This is a genomic window from Oceanibaculum nanhaiense (genome assembly GCF_002148795.1).
GTDB lineage: Bacteria > Pseudomonadota > Alphaproteobacteria > Oceanibaculales > Oceanibaculaceae > Oceanibaculum > Oceanibaculum nanhaiense.
This window is the reverse complement of sequence record NZ_MPOB01000005.1, coordinates 162,429-185,998: the sequence shown is the minus strand read 5'-3', so window position 1 is coordinate 185,998 and position 23,570 is coordinate 162,429. Positions and strand designations below refer to the sequence as shown.

The following is a 23,570-nucleotide window of genomic DNA, read 5'->3' as shown; positions in this document are numbered from 1 at the left end:
TGCCCTTGCGCAGCGGCCGCCAACCCCCTACCTTTCCAAGGGCTTCCCCCGACGCATGGCGTGATCCGATGTATTCCTTTCTGGCTTTGGTCGATACGGTTATCTCGCTCTATATCTGGGCGCTGATCATCTCCGCAATTCTCAGTTGGCTGGTCGCCTTCAACGTGGTGAACACCACCAACCGCGTCGTCTATACGATCGGCGAATTCCTGTATCGCATCACCGAGCCGGCACTGCGGCCGATCCGGCAGGTGCTGCCCAATCTGGGCGGCCTCGATATCTCGCCGATCATCCTGATCCTGCTGCTGGTGTTCCTGAAGAACCTGATGTTCGAGTATCTGGCCTAGGGAGCCCTTGGGGGAGTACCTGGCCTGAGCCTGCCGTCGCCCTTCACCACCGTACCGGACGGCCTGCGTGTCCGTATTCGGCTGACGCCAAAGGCGGCCGCTGACCGCATCCAGGGACTGATCGCGGACGATGCCGGCGGCGTCAGCCTGAAGATCGGCGTCACCGCCCCGCCGGAGGATGGCAAGGCCAATGCCGCGCTGATCCGGCTGCTGGCGAAAAGCTGGAAGCTGCCGAAATCCGACCTGACCATCGTGCTGGGCATGACCGACCGTCGGAAAACGGTCGAAATCGCAGGCGATTCCGGTCTATTGATGCGGCGCCTGACCGACTGGCTGGAGATGACAGCATGACCGACAGCACCAACACCCCGGGGGCCACCCTGATCGACGGCAAGGCCTTCGCCGCCACCCTGCGCGCCGAGGTCGCCCGCAAGGCCGCCATCCTGAAACAGCGCGACAATCTGGTGCCCGGCCTGGCCGTGGTGCTGGTCGGCCACGATCCGGCCAGCGAGGTCTATGTCCGTAACAAGGGCAAGCTGACCCTTGAGGCCGGCATGCATTCCTTCGAGCACCGGTTGCCCGACACCACCGGGCAGGAGGAATTGCTGGCGCTGGTGCAGCGGCTGAACGAAGACCCGGCGGTGGACGGCATCCTGGTGCAGCTGCCGCTGCCGGACCAGATCGACACCGATGCGGTACTGGCCGCCATCGACCCGGACAAGGATGTGGACGGCTTCCATGTCGTGAATGCCGGGCGGCTGGCGACCGGCCTGCCCGGCATGGTCCCCTGCACGCCGCTGGGCTGTCTGATGCTGCTGAAGCATTATGTCGGCGACCTGTCCGGGCTGAACGCCGTCGTGGTCGGCCGCTCCAACATCGTCGGCAAACCGATGGCGCAATTGCTGCTGCGCGAGAGCTGCACCGTCACCATCGCCCATTCGCGCACCCGCGACCTGCCCGCCGTGTGCCGCAACGCCGATATTCTGGTAGCCGCCGTCGGCCGGCCGCAGATGGTGAAAGCGGACTGGGTGAAGCCGGGCGCGACTGTTATCGATGTCGGCATCAACCGTATCCCGAAGGAAGACGGCAAGACCCGCCTCGTCGGCGATGTCGATTTCGACGATGTCTCCCGCGTGGCCGGTGCCATCACGCCGGTGCCGGGCGGCGTCGGTCCGATGACCATCGCCTGCCTGCTGAACAACACGCTGGAGGCGGCCTGTCTCCGGCGCGGCCTCGCCCTCCCGGAATAAGATGCACGACCCCGCCGATCTCGCTGCGGAACTCGCCGCTGACCGCCTGCTGACGCTCAGCCCGTGCCAGGCGGTATGCCGGCTGGACAATGACGGGCGCTGCGCCGGCTGCGGCCGTACGGCGGAAGAGATCGGCCGTTGGATCACCTACAGCGACGAAGAGAAAGACAGTGTCAACCGCCGGCTGCTCCAGGAAGCGCAGGAAAAGCGCCTGTCCGCCCGGCTGAATCTGCTCTGGCGGCGCTTCTTCGGCCCCGGTGCCACGCCGAACTGATGCCACGATTTGCCGGTAGGCTAGCTTCGACTTATCTTCTCTTCTGACGTTCCGACAGGAAAGGATGCCGCCATGCGACACTTCCTTTGGATTCTGCTGGCCGCCTTCCTGCTGCCGGCTGCCCTCCTGCTACCGCACCCTGCGACCGCCCGGCTCGCCACCGGTGACTGGCCGGAAGGTGCGGCGATCTCCGCCATCGACGGCCAGCCGGTGCAGTTCGAAAGCCGCAGCCCGTTCACCCCGCGCGACATCGGCCAGGGGGCGGCGCGCAATCCGGTGACGCTGGCGTCCGGCCAGCTTTTCCTGCCGGAACGCGCCTCTTCCCGCGACAGGGTGCCGGCGGTGGTGCTGATCCATGGCGCCGGCGGCGTGCGCTACGGGCGCGAGCTGACCTATGGCAGGCAGTTCGCCGCCATGGGCATCGCCGCCCTGGTGGTGGATGCCTTCGCGGCCCGGCGCGATCTTGCCGGCGGCTTTACCGAACGGCTGCTGAACATCACCGAGACCATGCTGGTCTCGGATGTCTATGCCGGCCTGCACTACCTCGCCGGACGCGGCGATATCGATAAGGATCGCATTGCCCTGATCGGCTTTTCCTATGGCGGCATGGCCTCGACCTACGCACTGCATGAGCAGATCGCCAAATCATTGGCTCCAGAGGGTCTGCGCTTCGCCGGCCATGTCGCCTTCTACGGCCCCTGCGTCGCGCGCTTCGCCGACAAGCGCACCACCGGCGCACCCTATCTGATGCTCTATGGCGGCCAGGATGCGCTGATCGACCCGGCGCGCTGCCAGGAAGTGCTGGAAGATATCCGCGCCGGCGGCTCCAGGGCCGATCTCGCCGTCTATGACGAGGCCTATCATCTGTGGGATGGCAGCTGGCGCGGCCCGCGCCGGATTTCCCGCAACCTTGCCGACTGCCGTTTCGAGGTGTCGGAGAGCGGGCTGGTGCGCGACCAGCGCACCCTGATGCCGATGCTGGGCCCGATCACCAGGCGGTTGATCCTTGCCGCCTGCGTCACCGACGATGGCTATATGATCGGCGGCGACCCGGATATAAGACGGCTTTCCAATGCCGTACTGGGCCGCTTCCTCGCCCGGCTCTTCGGCTTCCCGCTGACAGCGGAAGCCGGCTGAGGTGCGGCGTCTGCGCCGTATCCTGCTTGTTGCGCTGGCTGTCATCCTGTTGCTGCCGGCGGCGCTGGTACTGGCCTATGGCGTGCTGCCGCCGCCGGGAACGCCGCTGATGCTGATCCGGCTTGGCGAGGGCGAAAGCCTGCGCAAGGACTGGCAGCCGCTGGATGAGATATCCCCCCATCTGCCGCGCGCCGTGATCGCCGCCGAAGATAATCTGTTCTGCAGCCATTACGGCTTCGACCTGAATGCGCTGGGCGAGGTGCTGGCCGACGCCCGCGCCGGCGAGCGCACGCGCGGCGCCAGCACCATCAGCATGCAGCTCGCCAAGAACCTGTTCCTGTGGCCCGGCCGCAGCTACATCCGCAAAGGGCTGGAGGCCTATCTGACGCTGCATGTCGAATTCCTGCTCTCCAAGCGGCGCATCATGGAGCTTTACCTGAACATTGCCGAATGGGGGCCGGGACTCTATGGTGCGGAAGCAGCAGCGCGGCATCATTTCGGCAAGAGCGCCAAGGCGCTGACGCCGCGCGAGGCGGCCCTGCTGGCCGTCTCCCTGCCCAATCCGCGCGAATGGGCCGCCGGCAAACCCGATGGCTATCTCACCGGCCGCGCCGCGACCATAACCCGGCGGATCGGGCAGCTTGGACCGTTGCTGGACTGTATCTGGTGAAGCCCCGCCTTTCGCTTGCCGCATTCCCCTCTACTATCGCCTGTCAACCACACCTTAGCCTGGGATGATCCGACCCAAAGATGCGATGCGCCTTTTTCTGCTGATCTTCCTCACCTGTCTTGGTCTCCATGCCGCGCCGGCGCGGGCCGAAATCCGCTACGCCACGGATTTCAAAGCCCTTGAAAATGAGGCACTGAAGGACATCGGCAGCACCATCAGGCAGGTGGCCGAGGTCGAAATCCGCAAGGACCAGCCGGTCGAAAGCCTGGACCTGCTGCGCCGCCGCGCGGAAGGCGATGAGGACCGTATCCGCGATGTACTGCGCGCCGAGGGCTATTACGATCCGCGCGTGACCCTGACAGTCGAGCCAGCTGAAGCGCCGTCAGAACAGGACGCAACCGTCACGCTGGCCCTCGATCCCGGCCCGATCTACCGGCTCACGCGTTTCACCCTGGTGTTCAAGACGCAGGCGCAGGAACAGGCCGCCGAAGGGCTGACCTACGAGGCACTCGGCGTGAAGCTTGGCGCACGGGCGCGCTCGGAGATGATCGTCGCCAGCGAAAGGGCCGTCGGCCGGCGGCTCGGCTGGCGCGGCTATCCGTTCGCCCGGATCTCGGAACGCGACGTGGTGGTCGATCACGCCGAGCGCAGCGTCGCGGTGGATTTGCAGGTCGATGCCGGGCCGCTGACCCATTTCGGCCAGACCCGGATCGACGGGCTGGCGGATGTCGATGCCAGCGTCGTGCGCCGTGAACTGCGCTGGAAGGAAGGCGACCTCTACGACACCCGCAAGATCGCGGAAATGCGGCAGGCGCTGGCCGGGACCGACCTCTTCCTGTCGATCGCCATCGCCCCGAAGCGTGAGGAGATGGCCGGGGACAAGGTGCCGATGACGATCACACTTGCCGAATCGAAATCACGGTCGGTCGGCGGCGGCGTGCGCTATTCCACCAGCCAGGGGGCCGGTGTGCGCGCCTTCTGGCGGCATCGTAACCTGTTCGGCTATGGCGAAGATTTCCGGCTGGACGGCGATGTGGCGGAACAGCTCGTCGGGCTCAAGGCCAGCCTCGGCCGGCCGGCCTTCCTGAACCCGCAACAGCGCCTCGACTTCTCGCTCTATGCCCAACAGGAGGATGTCGATGCCTACGACGCCACCCGCGTCGGCGGCGTGACGACGCTGACCCGCCAGTTCGGCGGCCCCTACAGCGGCTCCATCGGCGTGTCCCTGGAACAGTCGCGCATCGAGGATGCAACCGGGACCAACCGTTTCACCCTGATCGGCCTGCCGACGACGTTGGAACGCAACACCACCAACGACCTGCTGAACCCGACCAAGGGCGGCAAGCTGACCCTCAGCGCCACGCCCTATACCGGCGCCATCGGGTCCGACAGTAATTTCCTGATACTCAGGCTGGACGACACCATGCACCTGCCGTTCGACGCGGCGGGGAAATATGTGCTGGCCGGGCGCATTGCCATCGGCGCCATCCTGGGCGCGACCCGCACCGACATTCCCGCCGACAAGCGCTTCTATGCCGGCGGCGGTGACACGGTGCGCGGCTATGCCCATCAGAGCGTGGGACCGCTCGATGCCAGCAACGATCCGGTTGGCGGCTCCTCGCTGATCGCCGGCTCCATCGAGATGCGCGCCCGGGTGATGGAGGATATCGGCGTCGTCGCCTTCCTGGACGGCGGCAATGTGTTCCGCAGCGAACTGCCCGATTTCGGCGAGAGCCCGCTGTTTGGAGCCGGATTAGGCCTGCGCTACTACACCCCCATCGGCCCGCTGCGCTTCGACCTCGCCTTCCCGCTCGACAAACGGCCCAGTGACGATGCCTTCCAGATTTATATCAGCCTCGGGCAGGCCTTCTGATGGCGGAGAAGGATACCGGCAAGCCTGTGCCCGCCCTGCCGAAGAAGCGGCGAAGGACAGCAAGGCGCATCCTGCTGGCCGTTTTGCTGCTCCCCTTCCTGCTCGCCGGGCTGCTGGCCGGCGCGGTGCTGGCGCTGAACACTGGGCCCGGCCGCGACCTGGCGGAACGCCTCGCCAATGACCTGCTTGCCGGCCAGGTGGAGATCGTCGGGATCGAAAGGCTGGCGCCCTTCGAGGGCATCAGCGTCGGCAGGATCACGATCAGCGACGCCGAGGGCCCCTGGCTGACCATCGATCGCGCCGTGCTGGACTGGTCGCCGTTTGACCTGCTGGGCCGGCGCCTGACCCTCGACGCGCTGACGGCGGAGACGGTCTCGGTACTGCGGCAGCCTGCCGGTGGTGCGGAAGAAGAGAGCCAGCCTGCCGCCTCGCCCTTTCCGCTGCCGGTCGATATCCGTCTCGACCGGCTGCAGATCGACCGTATCGAGCTGGCCGAGCCGGTCGCCGGCAGGACCGCCACGCTGACCGCCAACGGCAAGGCTGTGCTGCCGCGCCACGGCAGGGCCATCGACATCGCGCTCGACCTCCGGCGGCTGGATGCGCCCGCTGAGGCCAGCGCCGTGCTGCGCTACGATGCCACCAGCGACCGCGTGGAAGCGCGGCTCACCGCCTCGGAGCCGGAGAATGGCGTGATCGCCGGGCTGCTCGACCTGCCGGGCCGCCCCGCCGTGGAAGCGACGCTGAACGCCGAAGGCCCGTTGGACGGCCTGACCGCCCGCCTGACCGCCAGCGCCGGGCCGGAGATCGGCATTGCCGCCGATATCGCCGTTAGCGGCAGCACAGACCGCCATGTCACGCTGGACAGCAAAGTCCGCGCCGGGCCGCTGCTGCCACCGGAGCTGCGCCCGATCCTGGCCGAGGAACTGCACATCCTGCTCGACGCGACGGTGCCCGCCGCCGGTCCGGTCCGGATCGGTAACCTGACCATCCGCGACGGGCCGGTCGAGATCGCACTCGCCGGCACCGCCGATACGGTCAGCCTGGAATTCGACCTGACAGCCACAGCGACGGGCCCGCTGGAACGCTATGCCCCGCTCGCCGGGATCGATCTCGCCGGGATGCTGCGGCTCGACGCTGCTGTCAGCGGCCATCCCGACGATGCCGGCTTCGACATCATGGCCAGCATCGCCGGTGCGGCACTGGACGGCACCCCCTTGCCGCTGCTGGGCGGTACCAGCGAACTGACCGCCGCCGGCCGCATCCGCCAGCAGGAAGGGCGGCTGCAACTCGACCATATCGGGCTTGCCGGGGAAGGCCTGACAGTGGATGGCAACGCCACCCTGTCGGAGGGTTTCCAGACCATTGCGGCCAGCCTCGCCCTTGATCTGCCTGATATGACGGAGGCGGGCACACTGGCCGGCATCCGCATGGCCGGCGCGGCCAGCGCCTTCGTCACCCTGTCCGGCAGCTGGCCCGCCGGAATGACGGGGGAAGCCAATCTGGACTGGCGCAATGCCCGGCTGGAAGACGAGACACTGGGGACTGTCACCGCAGCCCTCTCCCTCGACCGGCTGGCGCAGGATGCCGATACCGGCGCGCCTGTTGCCGAAGGCCGGCTGCGCCTTACGGCCAGCCCGCGCGGGGTGGCGGCGACCGGAACGACGGCTTTCTCGTTCGCGGCGAACCGGTTGCGGCTGGACGGGCTGGCGCTCGACAGCAAGGCACTGGCGCTGCAAGGCGATCTCGCCATCGACATGGAACGGCAGCTTGCCGCCGGCCGGCTGAAGGCAAGCAGCGACGATCTCGCGACCCTGGCCGCACTGGCGGGGCAGAAGCAGCTGAATCCCTCCGGCAGCATCGCGCTGGCAGTGGAGCTGGCAGACCGGTCGGGCCGGCAGCATGCCGGGCTGGTGCTGGAAGGCAGCGGTCTTGCCGCCGACAATATCGGCAGCATCGACGCGCTGCGGCTGGAAGCCCAGCTGGCCGACGTAAAGGGCACGCCGAACGGGCCTGTGGTGCTGCGCGCCGAGGGCATCGAAGCGGGGGGGCAGCGGCTGGATAATCTGGCCATTGACGCCGATCTTGACCCTAAAGGTGGCGATTTCTCCCTCGCGGCGAGCGGCCCTGATCTGTCGCTGGAAAGCACCGGCGCCATCGCGGTGGCGGAGACGATCACCCTGCGGCTCGACAGGCTCGACGGCGATGTCCACAAGCTGGCGCTGGCATTGCGGCAGCCTGTGACGCTGCGCTACGGACCGCAGCTGAAAGAAATCGAGGGGCTCGACCTCGCCATCGATCAGGGGGCACGGCTGGCCGGCGCGGCGCGGCTGACGGACAGCGCGGTGGAGGCCAGAATGTCGCTGACCGGCCTGCCGCTGTCTCTGGCGGAGAGGCTGGAGCTGGGGCCGGCGCTGAAAGGCGATGCCGCGCTGGAAGTGACCCTGCAGGGACGCCCCGACAATCCCACCGGGGATTTCCGCCTGCGTCTTTCCGGCATCGAGTTGGACGATCCCACAGCGCCCGACCTGCCGCCCGCCTCCGCCACGCTGGAAGGGCGGCTGGAGCGGGGACAGCTCAACGCCAGCCTGACGCTGGACAGGATGGAAGGCGCGCGGGTCGAGGCGCAGGCCAGCCTGCCGGTACGCCTCGACCTGCTGACCGGAGAAGCCGTTCTGCCCCCCGATGGCCCGCTCAGCGGCAAGCTAACGGCGCAGGCCAATCTCAGCAAGATCACCCTGCTGGCCCTTGCGCTGGGCGAGGACCGGCTGGACGGCAGGCTCACCGCCGGGCTCGATATTGGTGGCACGGTGCGCAACCCGCAACTCAGCGGCACGGCGGAACTGGCCGAAGGCCGCTATATGAACGACATGACCGGCGCCACGCTGCAGAACATCGCCTTCCGTATCGATGGCGAGGGCGACAGCCTCACCCTGCACGACCTCAGCGCGCAGGACGGTGCCGGCGGCACGCTGACCGGCGAGGGCCGCGTCCGTTTCGATGGCAAGGGCCTGCCGCAAATCGATATCCGGCTGCGGCAGAACCGGCTGCGCATCCTGAACCGCGAGGAAGGCACCGCCTATGCCAGCGGCACGCTGGTGCTGGAAAACCAGGCGCAGGCATTGCTGCTGACCGGCCGCATCACGGTGGATGAGGCCGACATCCGCATCCCCAATCGCCTGCCGCCCTCCGTCACCATGCTGGAGGTTCGCGAGGTCAACCGCGATGCCCGCACCAATGTCGATGCCGAAAGGCGGCGGGAGGAAGCAAGACAGGCACGTGCCCGGCAGAAGGAGGATGAAGCGGAGGACGGATTCGGCCCTGATCTCGTGCGCCTCGATATCACCATTCAGATACCGGGGCAGGTCTTCGTGCGCGGCCGCGGGCTGGAATCGGAATTCAGCGGCAGGCTGGACATCGCCGGCACGGCGGCGACGCCGGAAATTTCCGGCGATATCTCCGTGGTGCGCGGCCAGTTCGACTTCGCCGGCCGGCGCTTCGTGCTGGACCGCGGCACCATCGACTTGCTGCCGGATCCATATGGCGATCTGGAAATTGGCCTCGATATCCTGGCGGTCGCCGATGTCGGCGACATCCAGGCCCAGATCGCGCTGAGCGGCCCGGTGCGCCGGCCGGACATAACCCTGTCCTCCTCCCCGCCGCTGCCGCGCGACGAAATCCTGTCGCGTATCCTGTTCGGCAGCGACGTTGCCAGACTGAACGCGGTGCAGGCGGCGCGGCTGGCCCAGACCGCGCTGGAGCTGACGGGCACCGTCAGCAGCGTCGGCATGGTCGATGATCTGCGCCAGTCGCTGGGGCTGGACACGCTGGAAGTCGGTGGCGGAGATGACGGCGGAGCTTCTGTTCGCGCCGGGCGCTACCTTTCGGAGGATCTGTTCGTCGGGGTCAGCCAGGGATTCGGCGCCGAGAGCACCGCCCTGCTGCTGGAATATCGGGTGCTGCCGAACCTGAAAATAGAAAGCCGGCTGGGCGCTGCCTCAGCCGGCGATATCGGGTTGATCTACGAGAAGCGCTACTGAGGCTTAAGCCCGCACGCTGCGCGGCCCCAGGATGAGCCAGACAATGAAGCCCAGCAGCGGCATCAGCAGGATGAACAGAATCCACAGCACCTTGCCGCCGGTGGACGCGCCGCTGCCAACGACATTCACGATTGCCCAGATGTTGGCGATCAGCAAAAGCAGGCCCAGAAGGCCGCCGACCTCAATACCCATCAACTTAGTCCTTTCGATTGTTGCCGGCCCCATTGCAGGTTCCGGACACGGTATCCTGTTGTCCTAACGGCGGGTACAATCCCCGCGTTCCCGAATCGTCTTCAAAAAATCACTCTCAGGATACCGCGAAAGGCGCGTGAGTAACCACCGGAACGGGGCTTTCCGGTGCTTTCTGGCCTGTTACTTTTGATCCGTTACCTTTGGTGGCTCGGCGTGCGCTCGACCCGGCGGCCGACAAAGGATGGTGCCTGCAACGGCACGTCAAACGCATCATCATCTTCCTCTGACCGAACGGAACCGCCCTGCAGCAGGTGGCGATCGATCATGCGCCGGCGCAGCAGCGTGGTCGCCTCGTCGAGGCGGCGGCGGGCATCGGCCTCGTCGATCCCCAGGATCGCGGCGATCTCCGCCGCCGTGAAGCCTTCCAGACGCCCCAGCAGAAACACCTGCCGCTTCAGCACGGGCAGGCATTGCAGACCGCCGGCCAAGGGATCGTCCAGATCATCATCGTCCCCCGCTTCGTCGAGTTGCGGCATGGTCAGCGCCACCACCGACCAGACATCGTGGAACAGGGCGAAAAGCTGAGGCTTGATGCTGCGCCCGGCACGCAGCCGGTGCGGCTCGTGAAGATAGGTTTCCAGACATAGCTTCAGATAGGCGTCGCCCTTGGAACGGCCACCGGCCAGTGCATGGGCATAGCGGCGCAGATAGGGCAGAACCTCGGACAAATCTGTCTTGGGGGCATGCATCTCAGTTGCTCCTCAATCGGGCCGTCTTGCGCGCCTCTGCCATAGGGCCGGTCGCTTATTTCTCTCCACATCGCCGGCCCGGCGGCCTGTCGCTGATCGGGCTGGCTATCTTTGGGTAACCCCCGATTTAGGTACTGCTGTGGCAGACCCGGGCTTTTTCAAGGCAATACAATGATTACCGGGGAACATGAGCGCGCTTCTTCCGTTCATCGAATGAAGGTTCAGCCAAAGTACGGCTCCCAGATTCGCCCCGAGACCTTTGCCATGACGCAATCGGATGACGACACATCAAGCCCCCTTTCTGAAACTCGTGTACAGCCGGCCAGAACCCGGCGCAACACGGCGCAAAAGCACTGCCGCCAAGGCCATGGCGGGCGGGAGGCACGACGAGCCCGGCGATAACCCGTATTTCGGGCACTGGATCGAAGACTATTTGCAGGAAATGTATGCGGATATTCTGAGCGAGCCAATTCCGCAGGATATAATTGACATAATAAACAACAAGACCAAGAAACCCTGAAACCAAGACAAAAACATTAAAATTATATTTATTTATGTTTGTGACCGTATCTGGGCACCGCGCCATGAAACAGCCTTTATTGTTCCTTATTGTAGCCAATAGCGGATGGCCGAATCCGATCGTCTATTCGGTCTAATAAATAACGGAGGCAGAAAAATGCCACGCCCGTTTCAGGATGAGTTGGTTGACGTCATTCCCCACCTGCAGGCTTTCGCCCGCATGCTGTGCCGCAATGAGGATCGCGCCAAGGATCTGACGCAGGACGCTGTGGTGCGTGCGCTGAAGGCGCAGGACAAGTTCCAGATGGGCACCAACTTCAAAGCCTGGATGTTCACCATCCTGCGCAACATCTTCTACGATCAGCTGCGCCAGCGCCGCTTCGAGATGGAACCCATCGACGACCGCGCGCTCAACCAGTCCACCCCGGCGACCCAGGAGGTGAAACTGCATGTGCGCGATTTCGACCGCGCCTTCCAGACGCTGTCGGCCGACCAGCGCGAGGTGCTGATCCTGGTTGGCGCCAGCGGCTTCAGCTACGAGGACGCGGCCGAAATCTGCGACTGCGCCGTTGGCACGATCAAGAGCCGCGTGTCGCGCGCCCGCGCCGAACTGAGCCAGGTCATGGCAGCCCGCGAGCGCCCGGCTGCAGCACGCTATCAGGCGGCCTGACCGGCCACAAAAACTACCCCTGCTGCCTCACACAGCAAAAAGGGCGGATGGTCATCCATCCGCCCTTTCTTCTTGCCTGAAACCTACCGCCTTCAGTTACGAACAATCGGCTTGTACTTGATGCGGTGCGGCTGATCCGCCGCCGCCCCCAGGCGGCGATGGCGGTCTTCCTCATAGGCCTGGTAATTACCCTCGAACCAGACCACCTGGCTGTCGCCCTCGAAGGCCAGGATATGCGTCGCCACGCGGTCCAGGAACCAGCGATCATGGCTGATGACCACGGCGCAGCCAGCGAATTCCAGCAGCCCCTCTTCCAGCGAGCGCAGCGTATCGACGTCCAGATCGTTGGTCGGTTCGTCGAGCATGATGACGTTGCCGCCGGATTTCAGCATCTTGGCCAGATGCACCCGGTTGCGCTCGCCGCCTGACAGCTGGCCAACCTTCTTCTGCTGGTCGGAACCCCGGAAATTGAACAGCGAGACATAGGCGCGGCTCTGCATCTTGCGCTTGCCAAGCTCGATCTCGTCATTGCCGCCGGAGATTTCCTCCCACACGGTCTTGTTCGCCTCCAGATCGTCGCGGCTCTGATCGACATAGGCCAGCTTCACCGTCTCGCCGATGCGTATGGCGCCGCTATCGGGCGTCTCCTGTTCGGTGATCATGCGGAACAGGGTGGTCTTGCCGGCGCCGTTCGGGCCGATCACGCCAACAATGGCGCCTGGCGGCAGCTTGAAGGTCAGGTCGTCGATCAGCAGCCGGTCGCCATAGGCCTTGCCGAGATGCTCGGCCTCGATGACGAGATTGCCGAGGCGCGGACCGGCCGGGATGACGATGCGGTTGGCATCGGGCGCGCGGTCCTGGCCGGCGGCCAGCAGTTCCTCATAGGCCTGCAGGCGGGCACGTGACTTGGCCTGGCGGGCACGCGGGCTGGCGCGGACCCACTCCTCCTCTTCCTTCAGGTTGCGGATGCGGGAATCCTCGGTCTTGGCTTCCAGCTCCAGGCGCTTGCGCTTCTGCTCCAGCCAGCCGGTGTAATTGCCCTCATAGGGGATACAGCGGCCGCGGTCGATTTCCAGGATCCAGCCCGCCACCTCGTCCAGGAAGTAGCGATCATGGGTCACGGTGACGACGGTGCCCGGATAATCGTGCAGCGTGCGCTGCAGCCAGGCGACCGATTCGGCGTCCAGATGGTTGGTCGGCTCGTCGAGCAGCAGCAGGTCGGGCGCTTCCAGCAACAGCTTGCACAGCGCCACGCGGCGGCGTTCACCGCCCGACAGGGTCGTGACATTGGCGTCGCCGGGCGGGCAGCGCAGCGCGTCCATGGCGATCTCCGCCGTGCGCTCGATCTCCCAGCCATTGGCGGCGTCGATCTTCTCCTGCAGCTCGGCCTGCTCGGCCAGCAGGTTGTTCATCTCGTCATCGTCCATCGGCTCGGCGAACTTGGCCGATATCTCGTTGAACCGCTCCAGCAGGTCGCGGGTCGCGGCCAGCGCGTCCATCACATTCTCGCGGACCGTCTTGGCGGCATCGAGCTCCGGCTCCTGCGACAGATAGCCGATACGCGCGCCATCGGCGGCCCAGGCCTCGCCGTTGAACTCCTTGTCCATGCCGGCCATGATTTTCATCAGCGTCGATTTACCGGCGCCGTTCGGGCCGAGCACGCCGATCTTGGCGCCGGGCAGGAAGGACAGCCAGACATCCTTCACGACCTCGCGGCCGCCCGGATAGACCTTCGACAGGCCCTTCATCACATAAATATACTGATAGGAGGCCATGCCGCTCCTCATTCGCGCTAATTGGGAAAGATCGTGGGGCAGCCCAACCGGCCACCGGATGCGGTGCTTTGTAGCCGATAGCGGGGGGTGGACGCAATGCGGGGGTGGGCGAAGGCTGGTGACGCGGGCGGGAAGCGGGGCTAAGGGCGGGGAACCCAAGCCGGCTAAGGCCGGGGAACCGATGTATCGCTGTGCAGCCCCAGATAGGTGGCCAGTGCCAGCGCCGTCGCCATCTCGCCCGGTGTGAACACCAGGGAATAGACCAGCGATGTGATCAGCATCAGGACGATATGGTCGCCCAGCGCCGCCGTCATCATGGAATAATGCGTGCCCGCCCCGATCCGCCGGATACAGCGCAATGAGGCGACATAGACGGCAAGGATCAGGCTGGCGCCGACCAGGCCATATTCGAAGATGATGCCGAGCCAGCCGATATCCGCCAGATAGAAATGGGCGTTGCCGAGGATCGTCTGCAGATTGTTGTCGCTGATCCGGGTCACCGAACCGGCGCCGAACCACATGACCAGCGGATTGCTGAGCACATAATCGGTGGCGATGGTGATCGACAGCTGCCGGATGGTCAGCGACGCCCCCAGCGCCGCTTCGATGCGCTCCAGGAAATGCGCGTAGATCAGCCCTGCCGCCACCAGCCCGCCCGCCGTACCGAACAGCAGCAGCAGCCCGCGACGCCAGCCGGAACTGGCGGCAAGGGCAATCAGGCCGACGGTCAGCAGCACCGCCAGGATGACCGTGCGCTGCTTGTAGATCAGCACCATCAGCGCGAAGCAGACAAGCAGCAGCAGGATGGTTGCGATCTCCTGCCGGGCGAAGGCACGGCGCGTCAGGTAGAACAGAAAGATGGTGCCGAAGAACATCGGCATGAAAATCCGGTAGCCGCGTTCGGCCTCGAACAGGAACAGCTTCGATTCCGCCGGATCGGTTTTGTAGAAATCGGCCGGAATTACCACCCACAGCAATGCCATCAGGATGAAGGTCGCAGCCCCCAGCCACAACACCGCCCGGACCACCGTCTCCGGCCGCGGGCGGAGCAGCAGAAGCAACCCGAGCGCCGCGAAATAATACAGAAAAGGCAAGCTCTTGGCCGTGGTGGCCAGGGCATCGACAAGGCCGGTGCCGAAATAGATCATCGACATCAGCGGCGTCAGCCCCAGCACATAGGCCAGGAGAACCCCGTAGAGCACCTGCAGGGGAAGCGACAGACGGACCAGGGCGAAGAGCGCCAGCGGCGCGGTCAGGACCGGCCAGCCCTTGGACAGCAAATACAGCGGCGGCAGGTCGATCATGTAGTGGAAGCTCTGCCCGAACATCGGCAGGGCGACCAGCAGCGCCAGCAGCAGAATTGTCTGGTTACTTTCCGCCCTTGGCTGTGCCGGGCCGGCATCGCCATCCAGCGACAGCACGCGACCGGTGGGCGGTTCGATAATCTGCCCCCCCTGTAGCCGCCCCTGTGCCATGGCCGTTCAACGCTCCTCTGGCGGCAGGCCGCTGCGCCGTCCCGGCATCAGCCTCTGCCTCAGCGCAATATACAGGAAAGGAAGCGAATCGACGAACACCCGGCGCGCGTGGCTGCGCGGCGCCCGCAGCAGCCGGAACAGCCATTCCAGCGCCAGCCGCCGCATCCACAGCGGCGCGCGCGGCACCAGCCCGGTGATGAAATGCAGGGAGCTGCCGATGCACAGGCCGGTGCCCGTGGCCCGGCCGCGCGCCTGCACGCGGCACGCCAGCAACTCCGACCGGGGCGAGCCGACCGCCAGAAAGACAAAGCGGCTGGGATGCGTCTCGATGAAATCGATGCAGGCCCGTACGGCTTCCGGGTCGGCCATGAAGCCCATCGGCGGCGCGTGCCGGGCCAGGTTCCGCAGACCGTATTTCTCGCGCAGCCGGCGCTCCAGTTCCGCATCGCCGCCGATAACGCAGATCCTGTCATCCGGCCGGATGTGATCGGCGAACAGCGCGGCGGTCAGATCGCTGCCGGCGCACAATGGCAGGTTGCGGGCAAAAAACAGCCGGGCGACCAGCCGCACGATCTGGCTGTCACACAGCCGCAGCCAGGCACCGTCATAGGCCGCGCGAAAATCGGCATCGCCGCGGTCCAGCTGCACCAGATGCTGGGCATTCGGGGTAACGATATAGGCGAAGGGCGCGTCTGCCGGCCGCGCCATGACCGCCGCCGCCGCCGCCGTCACGTCCAGCAGCGCGATCTTCGTTCCGAAGATATGCTCTTCACGGACCGCCGTCTCCGCCTCGGAAAGGGTCACGGGAACACGGTCCCGGCGCCCGTCCCGTTGCGCGTGACGGTGTAGGTGAAGTTCGCGCTGCGCTGGAACGGCAGCACCTTGTTGATGAACTGGTCGATCCAGAGATTGACCTCGGCAATGCCGCTGCGCGGGACATAGAGAATATCGCCGGCGGCCAGCGGGATCGTGCCGTCCGCGCCCCCCGTCTGGATGAAATCCTGCAAATTCAGCGTGCGCAGCATCGGGCTGTCGTCCGGGCTGCGCCGGATCAGCACCACCTCGCTGATGCGGGCGTCATCGGTGAAGCCGCCCGCCAGCAGCACGGCCTCCAGCGCGCCGATCCGGCGGTCCAGCGGAATGGTCCCGGCCCGCCCGACCTCGCCGCCGACATAGATGCGGGCTGCCCGCGCATCGCGCACTGCGACCCGCGTCACCGGCTGCCGCATCCATTTCGCCGACGCCTCGGTCACCGCGCCGTTCAGTTCCTCGACGGTCAGCCCTTCGGCCTGCAGCCGGCCGGCGAGGCGCAGCGTGATCGTGCCATCCGGGGCGACCAGCGCCTCCTCGTCAAGATTGGGCGTGAAGATATAGCTGACCTGGACCATGTCGCCGCTGCCCAGCCGATAGTCCGGTACGGCATCGCTCCACGCGGCGAACCGGCTGGACGCGGTTTCGCGGGGTTTGACTGTCTGATCCGTCCCGCACGCCGCCACAAATGTCAGCACCGCCAGCGCCGCCAGCACCGGGGCGAAACGCGCGGCCTGTAACCGGATTTTTTGCAGAGTGAATGCCATGTGCCGCCTCATAGCCGCCGGTAGATGGCTCTGGGAACATAATAGCGCCGGCCGCTCAGCACAAAGCCCAGCAGGTTTCCGCCGGCCTCCAGCAGGGCGTCGCGCAGCCGCACGGCGGACATCACCCGCGTCCGCTCCGCGACCAGCACCATCAGGCTGGCATCGACCCGGGCCGCCAGCCGCTGCGCCAGCGGATCGCGGTTCAGCGGCGGCGCCAGGATCACCGTCATATCGAACCGCTGGCCAAGCTCGGTGAACATCGCCCGCAATTCCGGCAACGGGGTGCGGAGATGCGCAAGGGCCGAATTCTGCGCCCCGCGTGTGGCGAACAGGCCGCTCATGCTGGTCTCGACGATCTCAAGATCGCGCACTGTTTCACGCGCCCCGCTGTCGCCCGGCGGCATCAGTCGGAGCACCGAATTGCCGGTTTCGCTCAGATCGACGATGAGGACGTTGCGGTCATGGTTCAGGGCAAATTCGCTGGACAGGGCGACGGCGATACGCGGGAGGTCCGGACTGTCGGTGTCGGCGACAATCTGTATCCGCTTCAGACGCTCACCATCGACAGCGAATTCCGCCAGCCGGGTGGCCAGGAAAGCAATGGCGTCCTGGGCCTGCGGCAAGCCGTCGTCCGGGCCGGTCTCCGACAGGCTGGCGAGCGCCGGAATGCCCAACCGCCTTTCCGCCTCGGTCGGCAGGATGAAGACCGGCCGCAGCCGGGTGACGGCGAAACCGACGGCAGCCGCGAACAGCAAACCACCCACCAGGCCAGCCGCGGCCAGCCCCGGTGCGCGCGAGCGGCCGAACACCGGCGGCGATGCCCATTGCACCACACTGACATTCTTGTCGCGCTGCTCCGCCGCGATCCGGTCCAGCCAGGCGGATTCGATCTGCAGCACATAATCGCGCTGGATCGTCTCCAGCACGTCACGCCGCTGCTCCAGCTCCTGAAGCTGCATGTCCGCGGTCCGCACCAGGTCCATGCGTTCCCGGCTCTCGTCATACTGCCGGGCAAGCTCGGCCAGCTGCTGCTCCGTCGCGCTCATCTCGATCTCAAGCTGCGCCAGATGGTCCGAGAGAAAGGCATGGGTCGGGTTGCGCACCCGGCGCAGCGTGGTGAAATTCGGCCGCTCGCCGCTGGCGATGGCCTTGCGCACCGTCTCGATCTGCTGCTCCAGCTCCTGCAGGGGCGGATAGTCCGGCTTGAAATGCGCGCGCAGCTGATCGCGCTGCAACTCCAGCCTCAGCAGGACATTCTTGTCATCGATGTTCGGCGACTGATCGCTGGTCTCCACGAAGTCGAAGACCCGTTCCGGCAGCGAGGCCACCTTCTGCTTGGTTTCGGCGATCTGGGCAAAGAGCGATACCCGCCGCTCCCGCGTCTGGCGCTGCCGCGCCCGGATGGTATCCACGGTATTGGCGATCAGCAGGATTTCCTGCTGGATATTGACGATCTCGAAATTGCGCTTCAGGGCATCGATCTCGTCGCGCGCGCGCTGCAATTCCTGCTTGTTGCGCTGCATTTCCGCGGTCAGCAGGTCGAACTGCGTGTTCTTGTAGATCGTGCGGCGTTTGGCCAGATAGGTGTCCAGCAGATCGTTCACGACGAGAGCGGCCACCTCCTTGTCCGGATGCGCGAAGGTCACCCGTACGATATTGGAGTTGGTGCTGGCATCCGCGCTCAGGCTCTCGAGGATGCGCCGGGTCGCCCGGCCGACCAGTTCCGCGCGCGGGTGCGGCGGCAGCAGCCCGAACAGCCTTTCCTCGACCAGATCCGGATAAATCCAGTCCGGTTCCAGCGTGCTGACAAGCGATCGTACCGTCCCTTCGCTGACCAGCAGGTTGATCTCGGTCTCAACGATCTTCTGGCTGTCCACCGCAACAAAGGAGGATGCCAGGGCGCCGGCCCCCAGACTGCGCTCCGACGAATCCTGGGAGGCCACGACCAGCAACCTGCCCTCGGCTGTATAGCGCGTCTTGGTCAGGATCGCGGCGGCAAGACCAATGGCGAAAATCAGCAGGAAGGCCGCAAGGATCGGCCGCCAGGCATAGAAAGCCTGCACGAGAATATCGCGCAGCGTGAACGCGGTGGACGATTCACGGATATGCGGGTGTAGGGCACGCGGTCGTCGCAGGGCGGGCAGCGCCTCGTCCATCATCGGCCTTCGCGCGCTGGTTCAGGCCCGTCTGGGTGAATGGCGACCAGATTGCCGAACGCCTCGCCGACACCATCGGCGGGCTCAAGCCGCCCACCAGCCAGACGGAAGAATTGGTAGCCAAGATCGTTCAAGGCCTGCCAGGCGGCGTTACGCTGCCCCGCCGCCTCGGCGAGCAGACGGGTGTTCACCTCGAAAATCACGATGGGATGAAAGCGCTGTAGGGTTGCGCGCCCGCCGGCGATCACCAGCGGCTCGGCGCCCTCGACATCCATCTTGATGACATGGAGCGTGTCGATCCCCAACCGGGCGACTAGGGCGTCGAGCGTATCGATGGTGACGGTCTCGCCGGTTTCCGTACTGCCGTCCGGCAGCAGCGAATAGGCCTGCGGGTCGTCGCCAAGCGGGATGTGGTGGAGCGTCGCCTCGCCGGCATGATCGGAAAGCGCAAGCTGGGCCACGGCGACATGCGGAAAATCGTTGAGCGCCAGATTGTCGCGCAGCTGCCGCGAGGCCTCTTGCCCCGGCTCCACCGCGATCACCCGCCCTGTGGCGCCGGTCAGGCTGGCGGCCTTCAGGGTGTACAGCCCGATATTGGCGCCGATATCGATGAATGTGTGCCCCGGCCGCACGAACATTTCCAGATGGCGCAGTTCCGGTTCGCACCAGTCGCGCAGCACATATCCGGCCACCGACGTATAGCGCAATGTCGCGGGCACATGAATCCGTGCCCCGTGGCTGCTCAGCCGGAAGGCCGGTGCGCGCCCGATGGTGACGTAGAACGCCCAGACCAGACAGCGCAGGCACATGCTGAAGGGGTGTGCCTGGAAGCCTTCATGGCTGACCAGAGTTTTAAGGCGATTCAACAAGGAGGTGGCCTTGATCGATTCAATTATAGGCAAATGCGAATCTAGCGCGATTCCTTGCTTTTGTATAGGAAGCAAGGGGAAATATACCAGATATTGTTAGGGGACCGGCATATCACAGCCCCTCAGCGACAGCGCTTCGCACATCGCCCCGGCAAGCGGCCGCGCTGCCGGCTCAAGGGAACGGCTTTCATCCGCGTCGGTTGAAAGCGCATAGAGCATCATGCCGGCAAGCGGGTCCGGCCTGATATGGCGGGCCATACCCCCCACGGCATCGGCAATGGCCGCAGGCTGGCCGGTGCCGGCGAGAACGCCCAGCGCCAGTTGCCCCGCCCATTCGGCACGGTAGGCACGGTAGGCCTCCAGCGGGTCGAACAGCGGCCCGGCCTCATAGGCCATGATCGAGACCAGATCGATATGCCGCGCGGCGCGCGACCGCAGCAAGGGCAGCATCATCCCGGTATAGGCACTCTTCGGCATCGCCTGTTCGAACGCCCCCTCGCCATAGGCGCCGACACTCCAGCCGGCGACGGTCAGCAACAACGGACGCGGCAGCCGGGCGCGCAATCGCTCGACGATGGCCTGCAGTTGCCCGTCGGTCCGGCAGGAAATGCCGTCACCAGCCTGCCGCCGGCAGCCGGGGTGCGCCGGTTCGAAATCGATATCCACGCCATCAAGGCCAAGGTCGGAGACAAGACGGGCAATCGCGCCTTCGTTGAGATCGGCCCAGCCCCCATAGGTCGCCCCGCCCACCGACAGCACAATCCTGGTATCAGGGTTACGCTGCCGCAGCAGGGCAGCCGCCTCCCGCAACATCACCCCATCGAACGGATATTGCAGGCCGGTGCGATCCAGCCGCAGCCTGCCTTCATAGACCGCATCGGGCCGGACGAAGGCGAGCGCGACAATGCCGACATAAGACGGCAGCCGCGCCAGACGGGTCTCCGCGGCCGTCACCGCCGGAACCTCGAGCCAGCTTTCATGGTAGGCGAGAAAGGGCCGCGTTTCGGCGGCCGCCCGCGCTGTCAGGCCCGGCGCCATCAGCCAAAGCAAGAGGCACAGCGGCAGGAGGGTCAGAAAATATTGCGGCCGACCATGCCGACCAGCAAGGTCCGCGCCATGATCTTCAGATCGAACCATAGGGACCAGTTCTCGATGTAATAGGTATCAAGCTCAACGCCTTTCGCGGCTTTCTCCACCGAATGGATACCGCCCCGCATGCCATTGATCTGCGCCCAGCCGGTGATGCCCGGCTTCAGCCGGCTGCGCGTGGCGTAGCGGCGCACGGCTTCGGCATAAAGCTGGTCGCTGACCAGCATTTTCGGCACATGGGCGCGCGGCCCCACGACCGACATTTCGCCGCGCAGCACATTGATCAGCTGCGGCAGCTCATCGATGCTGGTGCGCCGCAGAAAAGCACCGACCCGGGTGATGCGAGGGTCTTCCCGCTGTGTGCCCCGGCTGCCGTCATCGGCCGGATCGACCGTCATGGTGCGCAATTTATAGATCATGAAAGGCTTGTTGTTCAGGCCGAGGCGCGGCTGCCGGAACAGGGCCGGCCCCGGACTCTCCAGCCTGATGGCAAGGGCCGCGACCGCCAGAATCGGCGCCACCAGAACGATGCCGACCGCGGCAACCGCATAATCCTCCACCAGCTTCAGCAGCGCCTTCGTGCCCTTCAGCGGCTCGCGCATCAGTTCCAGCACGGGGATGCCGGCGACATTGCCGCCATGCGGCAACCGCAGGTTCAGCACATTCTGCTTCAACGGCAGGACGATATCGGCGGCGATCATCTGCAGCCTCTCCAGAAGGCCAAAGATCCGCTCCGTCGCCTCCCAGGGCAGCGCGATGATGACGATATCGACGGGGTGATCCTGGATGTAGGTGTGCAGGGCATCGATCGACCCGGTGATGCCTGTCCCCTCGATTTCGTCCCGATGTTCCTTGTGCAGGCGGTTCACCCGGTCGTCGAAGACCGCCACCACCCGATAGTAATGGCGCCATTCCGGCGTCTGCGTGTTGCGGATGATCTGCCCGGCGATCTCGGTCGAACCGACGATCACAATGTCCCGGCGCAAACGGTTCGTCGCGATCAGGTGACCCGCCGCCCGCCCGACGACCAGCCGCCCCAGGGACAGCACGGCCCACGCCGCGACATGCCAGGCCGCCAGAGCCCTGGGCGGGTGCGCTTCCGAACCGCCGAAAACAGTCTCTAGCCCCGCAACCACCGCGAACCCGGCGGCAAGGCAGACCGCGAAGCGAACCGCCTCGTTCAGCAGCTTGCGGTAATTCTCGAAACGATAGGCGCCCGCGAAGATCATGCAGCTGACGAAGACGATGCTGTCCAGCAGCAGCAGCGCGATCTCCGGGGCAGTCTGTCCGCCCGCCGGCAATGCCCTGTCCAGATGCGAGGCCACGAGCAGGACCGTGCCGCAGACAACAAGGTCCGACAAAAGCACCAGCCGATTGAACAGCCCGAATGTCCAACGCATGTGGCGTCCGTTACCCCTGTATTTTTCCGGAAAGGTGCCCTGGCGGGACGCAGGAAGCGCCCGCTGATTAAAACTATACTCAAAATCGGATTATCAAGCGATATTTACTAAATATAAATTAATATAGCGTTAATTTTTTTCCGTATTCAGGACATATCGCCGTGCAGCCCAATGCGTCCCGAGCGCGCCCTGCAGGACGGTCAGGGAGGCCGCCAGCGCGGCGCCCGGCAACCCGAAGGCCGGGATCAGCACGCCGCACAACAGCAGCCCGACGGCAAGCTGAAGCAGATTCAGCCGCCGCAGGACATCGCCCCTGCCGGTCATCGCCAGCAGAATGTCCTGGCAGGAGAACAGGCCATTCGCCATCTGCCCCAGGGCCAGAATCTGCAGCGCCACTGCCGCCACGCGGAAATCCGCCGAGATCAGGCCGAGCAGAAAGTCCGGGAAAGCCAGCATGACAAGCGCCGCCGGCACCGCCACGAGCGCGGCGCCGCGCTGGACCATGCGGTTATAGGCACGCAGCTGATCCATTTCGCCAAGGCGGTATAGTGCCGCATAGCGCGGTGCGGCGAGCGTGCCGATGGAAATGATGATGACCCAGATCAGCATCGAAATCCGGCTGGCGATGCTGAAGGCGCCGACGGTCGCCGCATCCGCCGCCATGCCGAGCAGGAACACCGGCAAGCCGGACAGGCCGACCTGCGTCAGCTCCACGACCAGCAAGGGCCGCGCCGTGGTCCACAGGCTTGGCAGCGCCTCGGTCTCCGCAGGGCTGGCAGGCGCGCCATCCGCTGACTGCTCCGGCGCGGTGCGCAGCCGCCCCCGCTCCAGCAGCAGGATGAAACCGCCCAGCACGCAGCTGGCCGCAAGCGCCACGCCCAGCGCGACGATCAGCCCGTCGAGGCTCCCCCCTTCCTGGGCAACAGGCATTGCGAGCAGCGCGGCCAGCGTCAGCACCGGCCATAACGCGTTCTGCACGATCTGCGCCGCGACGCCGCGCCCGAATCCCGCCAGCGCCGCCCCCAGTGAGAAGGCAAGGGTCTGCGGCACCAGCACCAGCGCCGACAGGTACAGCGGCCAGGCAAGGTCGGGGAATCCGAACAGCCGCACAGCGGCAACTTCCGCCACCAGGACCGTCAGCAGTGCCGCCGCCAGCGCGGCCAGGCTGGTCAGCCCCAGCCCCTGCAGCAACGCGGCGCGCGCCGCCCGGCCATCGCCGACGGCAAGTTCCGCCGCGATGTGCCTTGTCATCGCACGGTCGAGGCCGAGGCGGGCCGCCGTCGAGACAACACCGATCCAGGTTAGGCACAGGAAGAACAGGCCGGCATCATGCGCGCCGAGCCGCACCCCGACGGCGACATAGAGCCCCAGCTTGCCAATTGTCTCGACGCCCCGCACGCCGAGGCCGGCAGCATAGCGCAACAGCGCGCCGCCACCCGGCACAGCCCGGAGCAAGGAGAAAACACCCGGCATCACGAAGACGGAGCGTTGAGCATCGCGCGGAAACCGTG

At 65.6% G+C, this 23,570-nt stretch carries 21 protein-coding genes; 10 read left to right on the top strand and 11 right to left on the bottom strand.

Annotated features, from left to right (window positions below; all coding sequences use genetic code 11):
• Positions 1-68: 68 nt before the first annotated feature.
• The 8 genes from BKM74_RS10590 to BKM74_RS10555 all read left to right on the top strand — a co-directional run bounded on the left by BKM74_RS10590 (position 69) and on the right by BKM74_RS10555 (position 9,588).
• Entirely contained in the window at positions 69-347 is a 279-nt protein-coding gene (locus BKM74_RS10590) for a YggT family protein (RefSeq protein ID WP_086465685.1), read from the top strand.
• Between the two features lie 24 nt (positions 348-371).
• Entirely contained in the window at positions 372-698 is a 327-nt protein-coding gene (locus BKM74_RS10585) for a DUF167 domain-containing protein (RefSeq protein WP_086465684.1), read from the top strand.
• Positions 695-1,597, top strand: coding sequence for a bifunctional methylenetetrahydrofolate dehydrogenase/methenyltetrahydrofolate cyclohydrolase FolD (gene folD, locus BKM74_RS10580; RefSeq protein ID WP_086465683.1), 903 nt, complete (start codon positions 695-697; stop codon positions 1,595-1,597). The genes BKM74_RS10585 and folD overlap by 4 nt, the downstream gene beginning before the upstream one ends.
• Position 1,598: 1 nt before the next feature.
• Positions 1,599-1,871 carry a DUF1289 domain-containing protein gene (locus tag BKM74_RS10575; protein ID WP_086465682.1) on the top strand — a complete coding sequence of 91 codons (273 nt, stop codon included), beginning with the start codon at positions 1,599-1,601 and terminating at the stop codon, positions 1,869-1,871.
• A 72-nt stretch (positions 1,872-1,943) separates the two neighbouring features.
• Positions 1,944-3,008, top strand: coding sequence for a dienelactone hydrolase family protein (locus BKM74_RS10570; RefSeq protein ID WP_086465681.1), 1,065 nt, complete (start codon positions 1,944-1,946; stop codon positions 3,006-3,008).
• Position 3,009: 1 nt separating this feature from the next.
• Positions 3,010-3,678: a monofunctional biosynthetic peptidoglycan transglycosylase gene (gene mtgA, locus BKM74_RS10565; protein WP_086465680.1), complete on the top strand. Its 669-nt coding sequence runs from the start codon at positions 3,010-3,012 to the stop codon at positions 3,676-3,678.
• Between the two features lie 85 nt (positions 3,679-3,763).
• On the top strand, positions 3,764-5,551 hold the full coding sequence (locus BKM74_RS10560; protein WP_176342485.1) for an autotransporter assembly complex protein TamA: 1,788 nt from the start codon (positions 3,764-3,766) through the stop codon (positions 5,549-5,551).
• Positions 5,551-9,588, top strand: a complete 4,038-nt coding sequence (locus BKM74_RS10555; protein ID WP_086465678.1) for a translocation/assembly module TamB domain-containing protein — start codon at positions 5,551-5,553, stop codon at positions 9,586-9,588. Before BKM74_RS10560 ends, BKM74_RS10555 begins: the two co-directional genes overlap by 1 nt.
• A gap of 3 nt (positions 9,589-9,591) precedes the next feature.
• Here BKM74_RS10555 and BKM74_RS10550 read toward each other — a convergent pair whose 3' ends face one another.
• Together BKM74_RS10550 and BKM74_RS10545 are read right to left on the bottom strand one after the other, a co-directional pair.
• Positions 9,592-9,780, bottom strand: coding sequence for a PLD nuclease N-terminal domain-containing protein (locus tag BKM74_RS10550; RefSeq protein WP_086465677.1), 189 nt, complete (start codon positions 9,778-9,780; stop codon positions 9,592-9,594).
• Positions 9,781-9,974: 194 nt separating this feature from the next.
• Positions 9,975-10,529, bottom strand: a complete 555-nt coding sequence (locus BKM74_RS10545) for a sigma factor-like helix-turn-helix DNA-binding protein (RefSeq protein ID WP_086465676.1) — start codon at positions 10,527-10,529, stop codon at positions 9,975-9,977.
• 277 nt (positions 10,530-10,806) lie between these two features.
• On the opposite strand from BKM74_RS10545, the gene BKM74_RS18530 reads away from it, so the two are divergent.
• Both BKM74_RS18530 and BKM74_RS10540 read left to right on the top strand, forming a co-directional pair.
• The gene (locus BKM74_RS18530; RefSeq protein WP_140056061.1) at positions 10,807-11,049 is read left to right on the top strand and encodes a hypothetical protein; all 243 of its coding nucleotides are present in this window, start codon (positions 10,807-10,809) and stop codon (positions 11,047-11,049) included.
• A 156-nt stretch (positions 11,050-11,205) separates the two neighbouring features.
• The gene (locus BKM74_RS10540) at positions 11,206-11,718 is read left to right on the top strand and encodes a sigma-70 family RNA polymerase sigma factor (protein ID WP_086465675.1); all 513 of its coding nucleotides are present in this window, start codon (positions 11,206-11,208) and stop codon (positions 11,716-11,718) included.
• A gap of 92 nt (positions 11,719-11,810) precedes the next feature.
• On the opposite strand, the gene ettA is transcribed toward BKM74_RS10540, so the two are convergent.
• The 9 genes from ettA to BKM74_RS10495 all read right to left on the bottom strand — a co-directional run bounded on the left by ettA (position 11,811) and on the right by BKM74_RS10495 (position 23,514).
• On the bottom strand, positions 11,811-13,493 hold the full coding sequence (gene ettA, locus BKM74_RS10535) for an energy-dependent translational throttle protein EttA (protein WP_086465674.1): 1,683 nt from the start codon (positions 13,491-13,493) through the stop codon (positions 11,811-11,813).
• A 164-nt stretch (positions 13,494-13,657) separates the two neighbouring features.
• The gene (locus BKM74_RS10530; protein WP_086465673.1) at positions 13,658-14,968 is read right to left on the bottom strand and encodes an O-antigen ligase family protein; all 1,311 of its coding nucleotides are present in this window, start codon (positions 14,966-14,968) and stop codon (positions 13,658-13,660) included.
• Positions 14,969-14,974: 6 nt separating this feature from the next.
• A complete protein-coding gene (locus BKM74_RS10525; RefSeq protein WP_086465672.1) occupies positions 14,975-15,772 on the bottom strand; it encodes a WecB/TagA/CpsF family glycosyltransferase in 798 nt (265 codons plus the stop codon).
• Complete coding sequence (locus BKM74_RS10520; RefSeq protein ID WP_086465671.1) at positions 15,769-16,545, bottom strand: polysaccharide biosynthesis/export family protein; 777 nt, start codon at positions 16,543-16,545, stop codon at positions 15,769-15,771. The genes BKM74_RS10525 and BKM74_RS10520 overlap by 4 nt, the downstream gene beginning before the upstream one ends.
• Positions 16,546-16,553: 8 nt before the next feature.
• On the bottom strand, positions 16,554-18,704 hold the full coding sequence (locus tag BKM74_RS10515; RefSeq protein ID WP_086465670.1) for a GumC family protein: 2,151 nt from the start codon (positions 18,702-18,704) through the stop codon (positions 16,554-16,556).
• Complete coding sequence (locus tag BKM74_RS10510; RefSeq protein WP_140056060.1) at positions 18,701-19,570, bottom strand: FkbM family methyltransferase; 870 nt, start codon at positions 19,568-19,570, stop codon at positions 18,701-18,703. Before BKM74_RS10510 ends, BKM74_RS10515 begins: the two co-directional genes overlap by 4 nt.
• A gap of 96 nt (positions 19,571-19,666) precedes the next feature.
• The gene (locus BKM74_RS10505; protein ID WP_086465859.1) at positions 19,667-20,608 is read right to left on the bottom strand and encodes a glycoside hydrolase family 18 protein; all 942 of its coding nucleotides are present in this window, start codon (positions 20,606-20,608) and stop codon (positions 19,667-19,669) included.
• Between the two features lie 32 nt (positions 20,609-20,640).
• Positions 20,641-22,059: an exopolysaccharide biosynthesis polyprenyl glycosylphosphotransferase gene (locus tag BKM74_RS10500; protein WP_086465668.1), complete on the bottom strand. Its 1,419-nt coding sequence runs from the start codon at positions 22,057-22,059 to the stop codon at positions 20,641-20,643.
• 129 nt (positions 22,060-22,188) lie between these two features.
• On the bottom strand, positions 22,189-23,514 hold the full coding sequence (locus tag BKM74_RS10495; RefSeq protein WP_245825905.1) for an MATE family efflux transporter: 1,326 nt from the start codon (positions 23,512-23,514) through the stop codon (positions 22,189-22,191).
• Positions 23,515-23,570 lie beyond the last annotated feature (56 nt).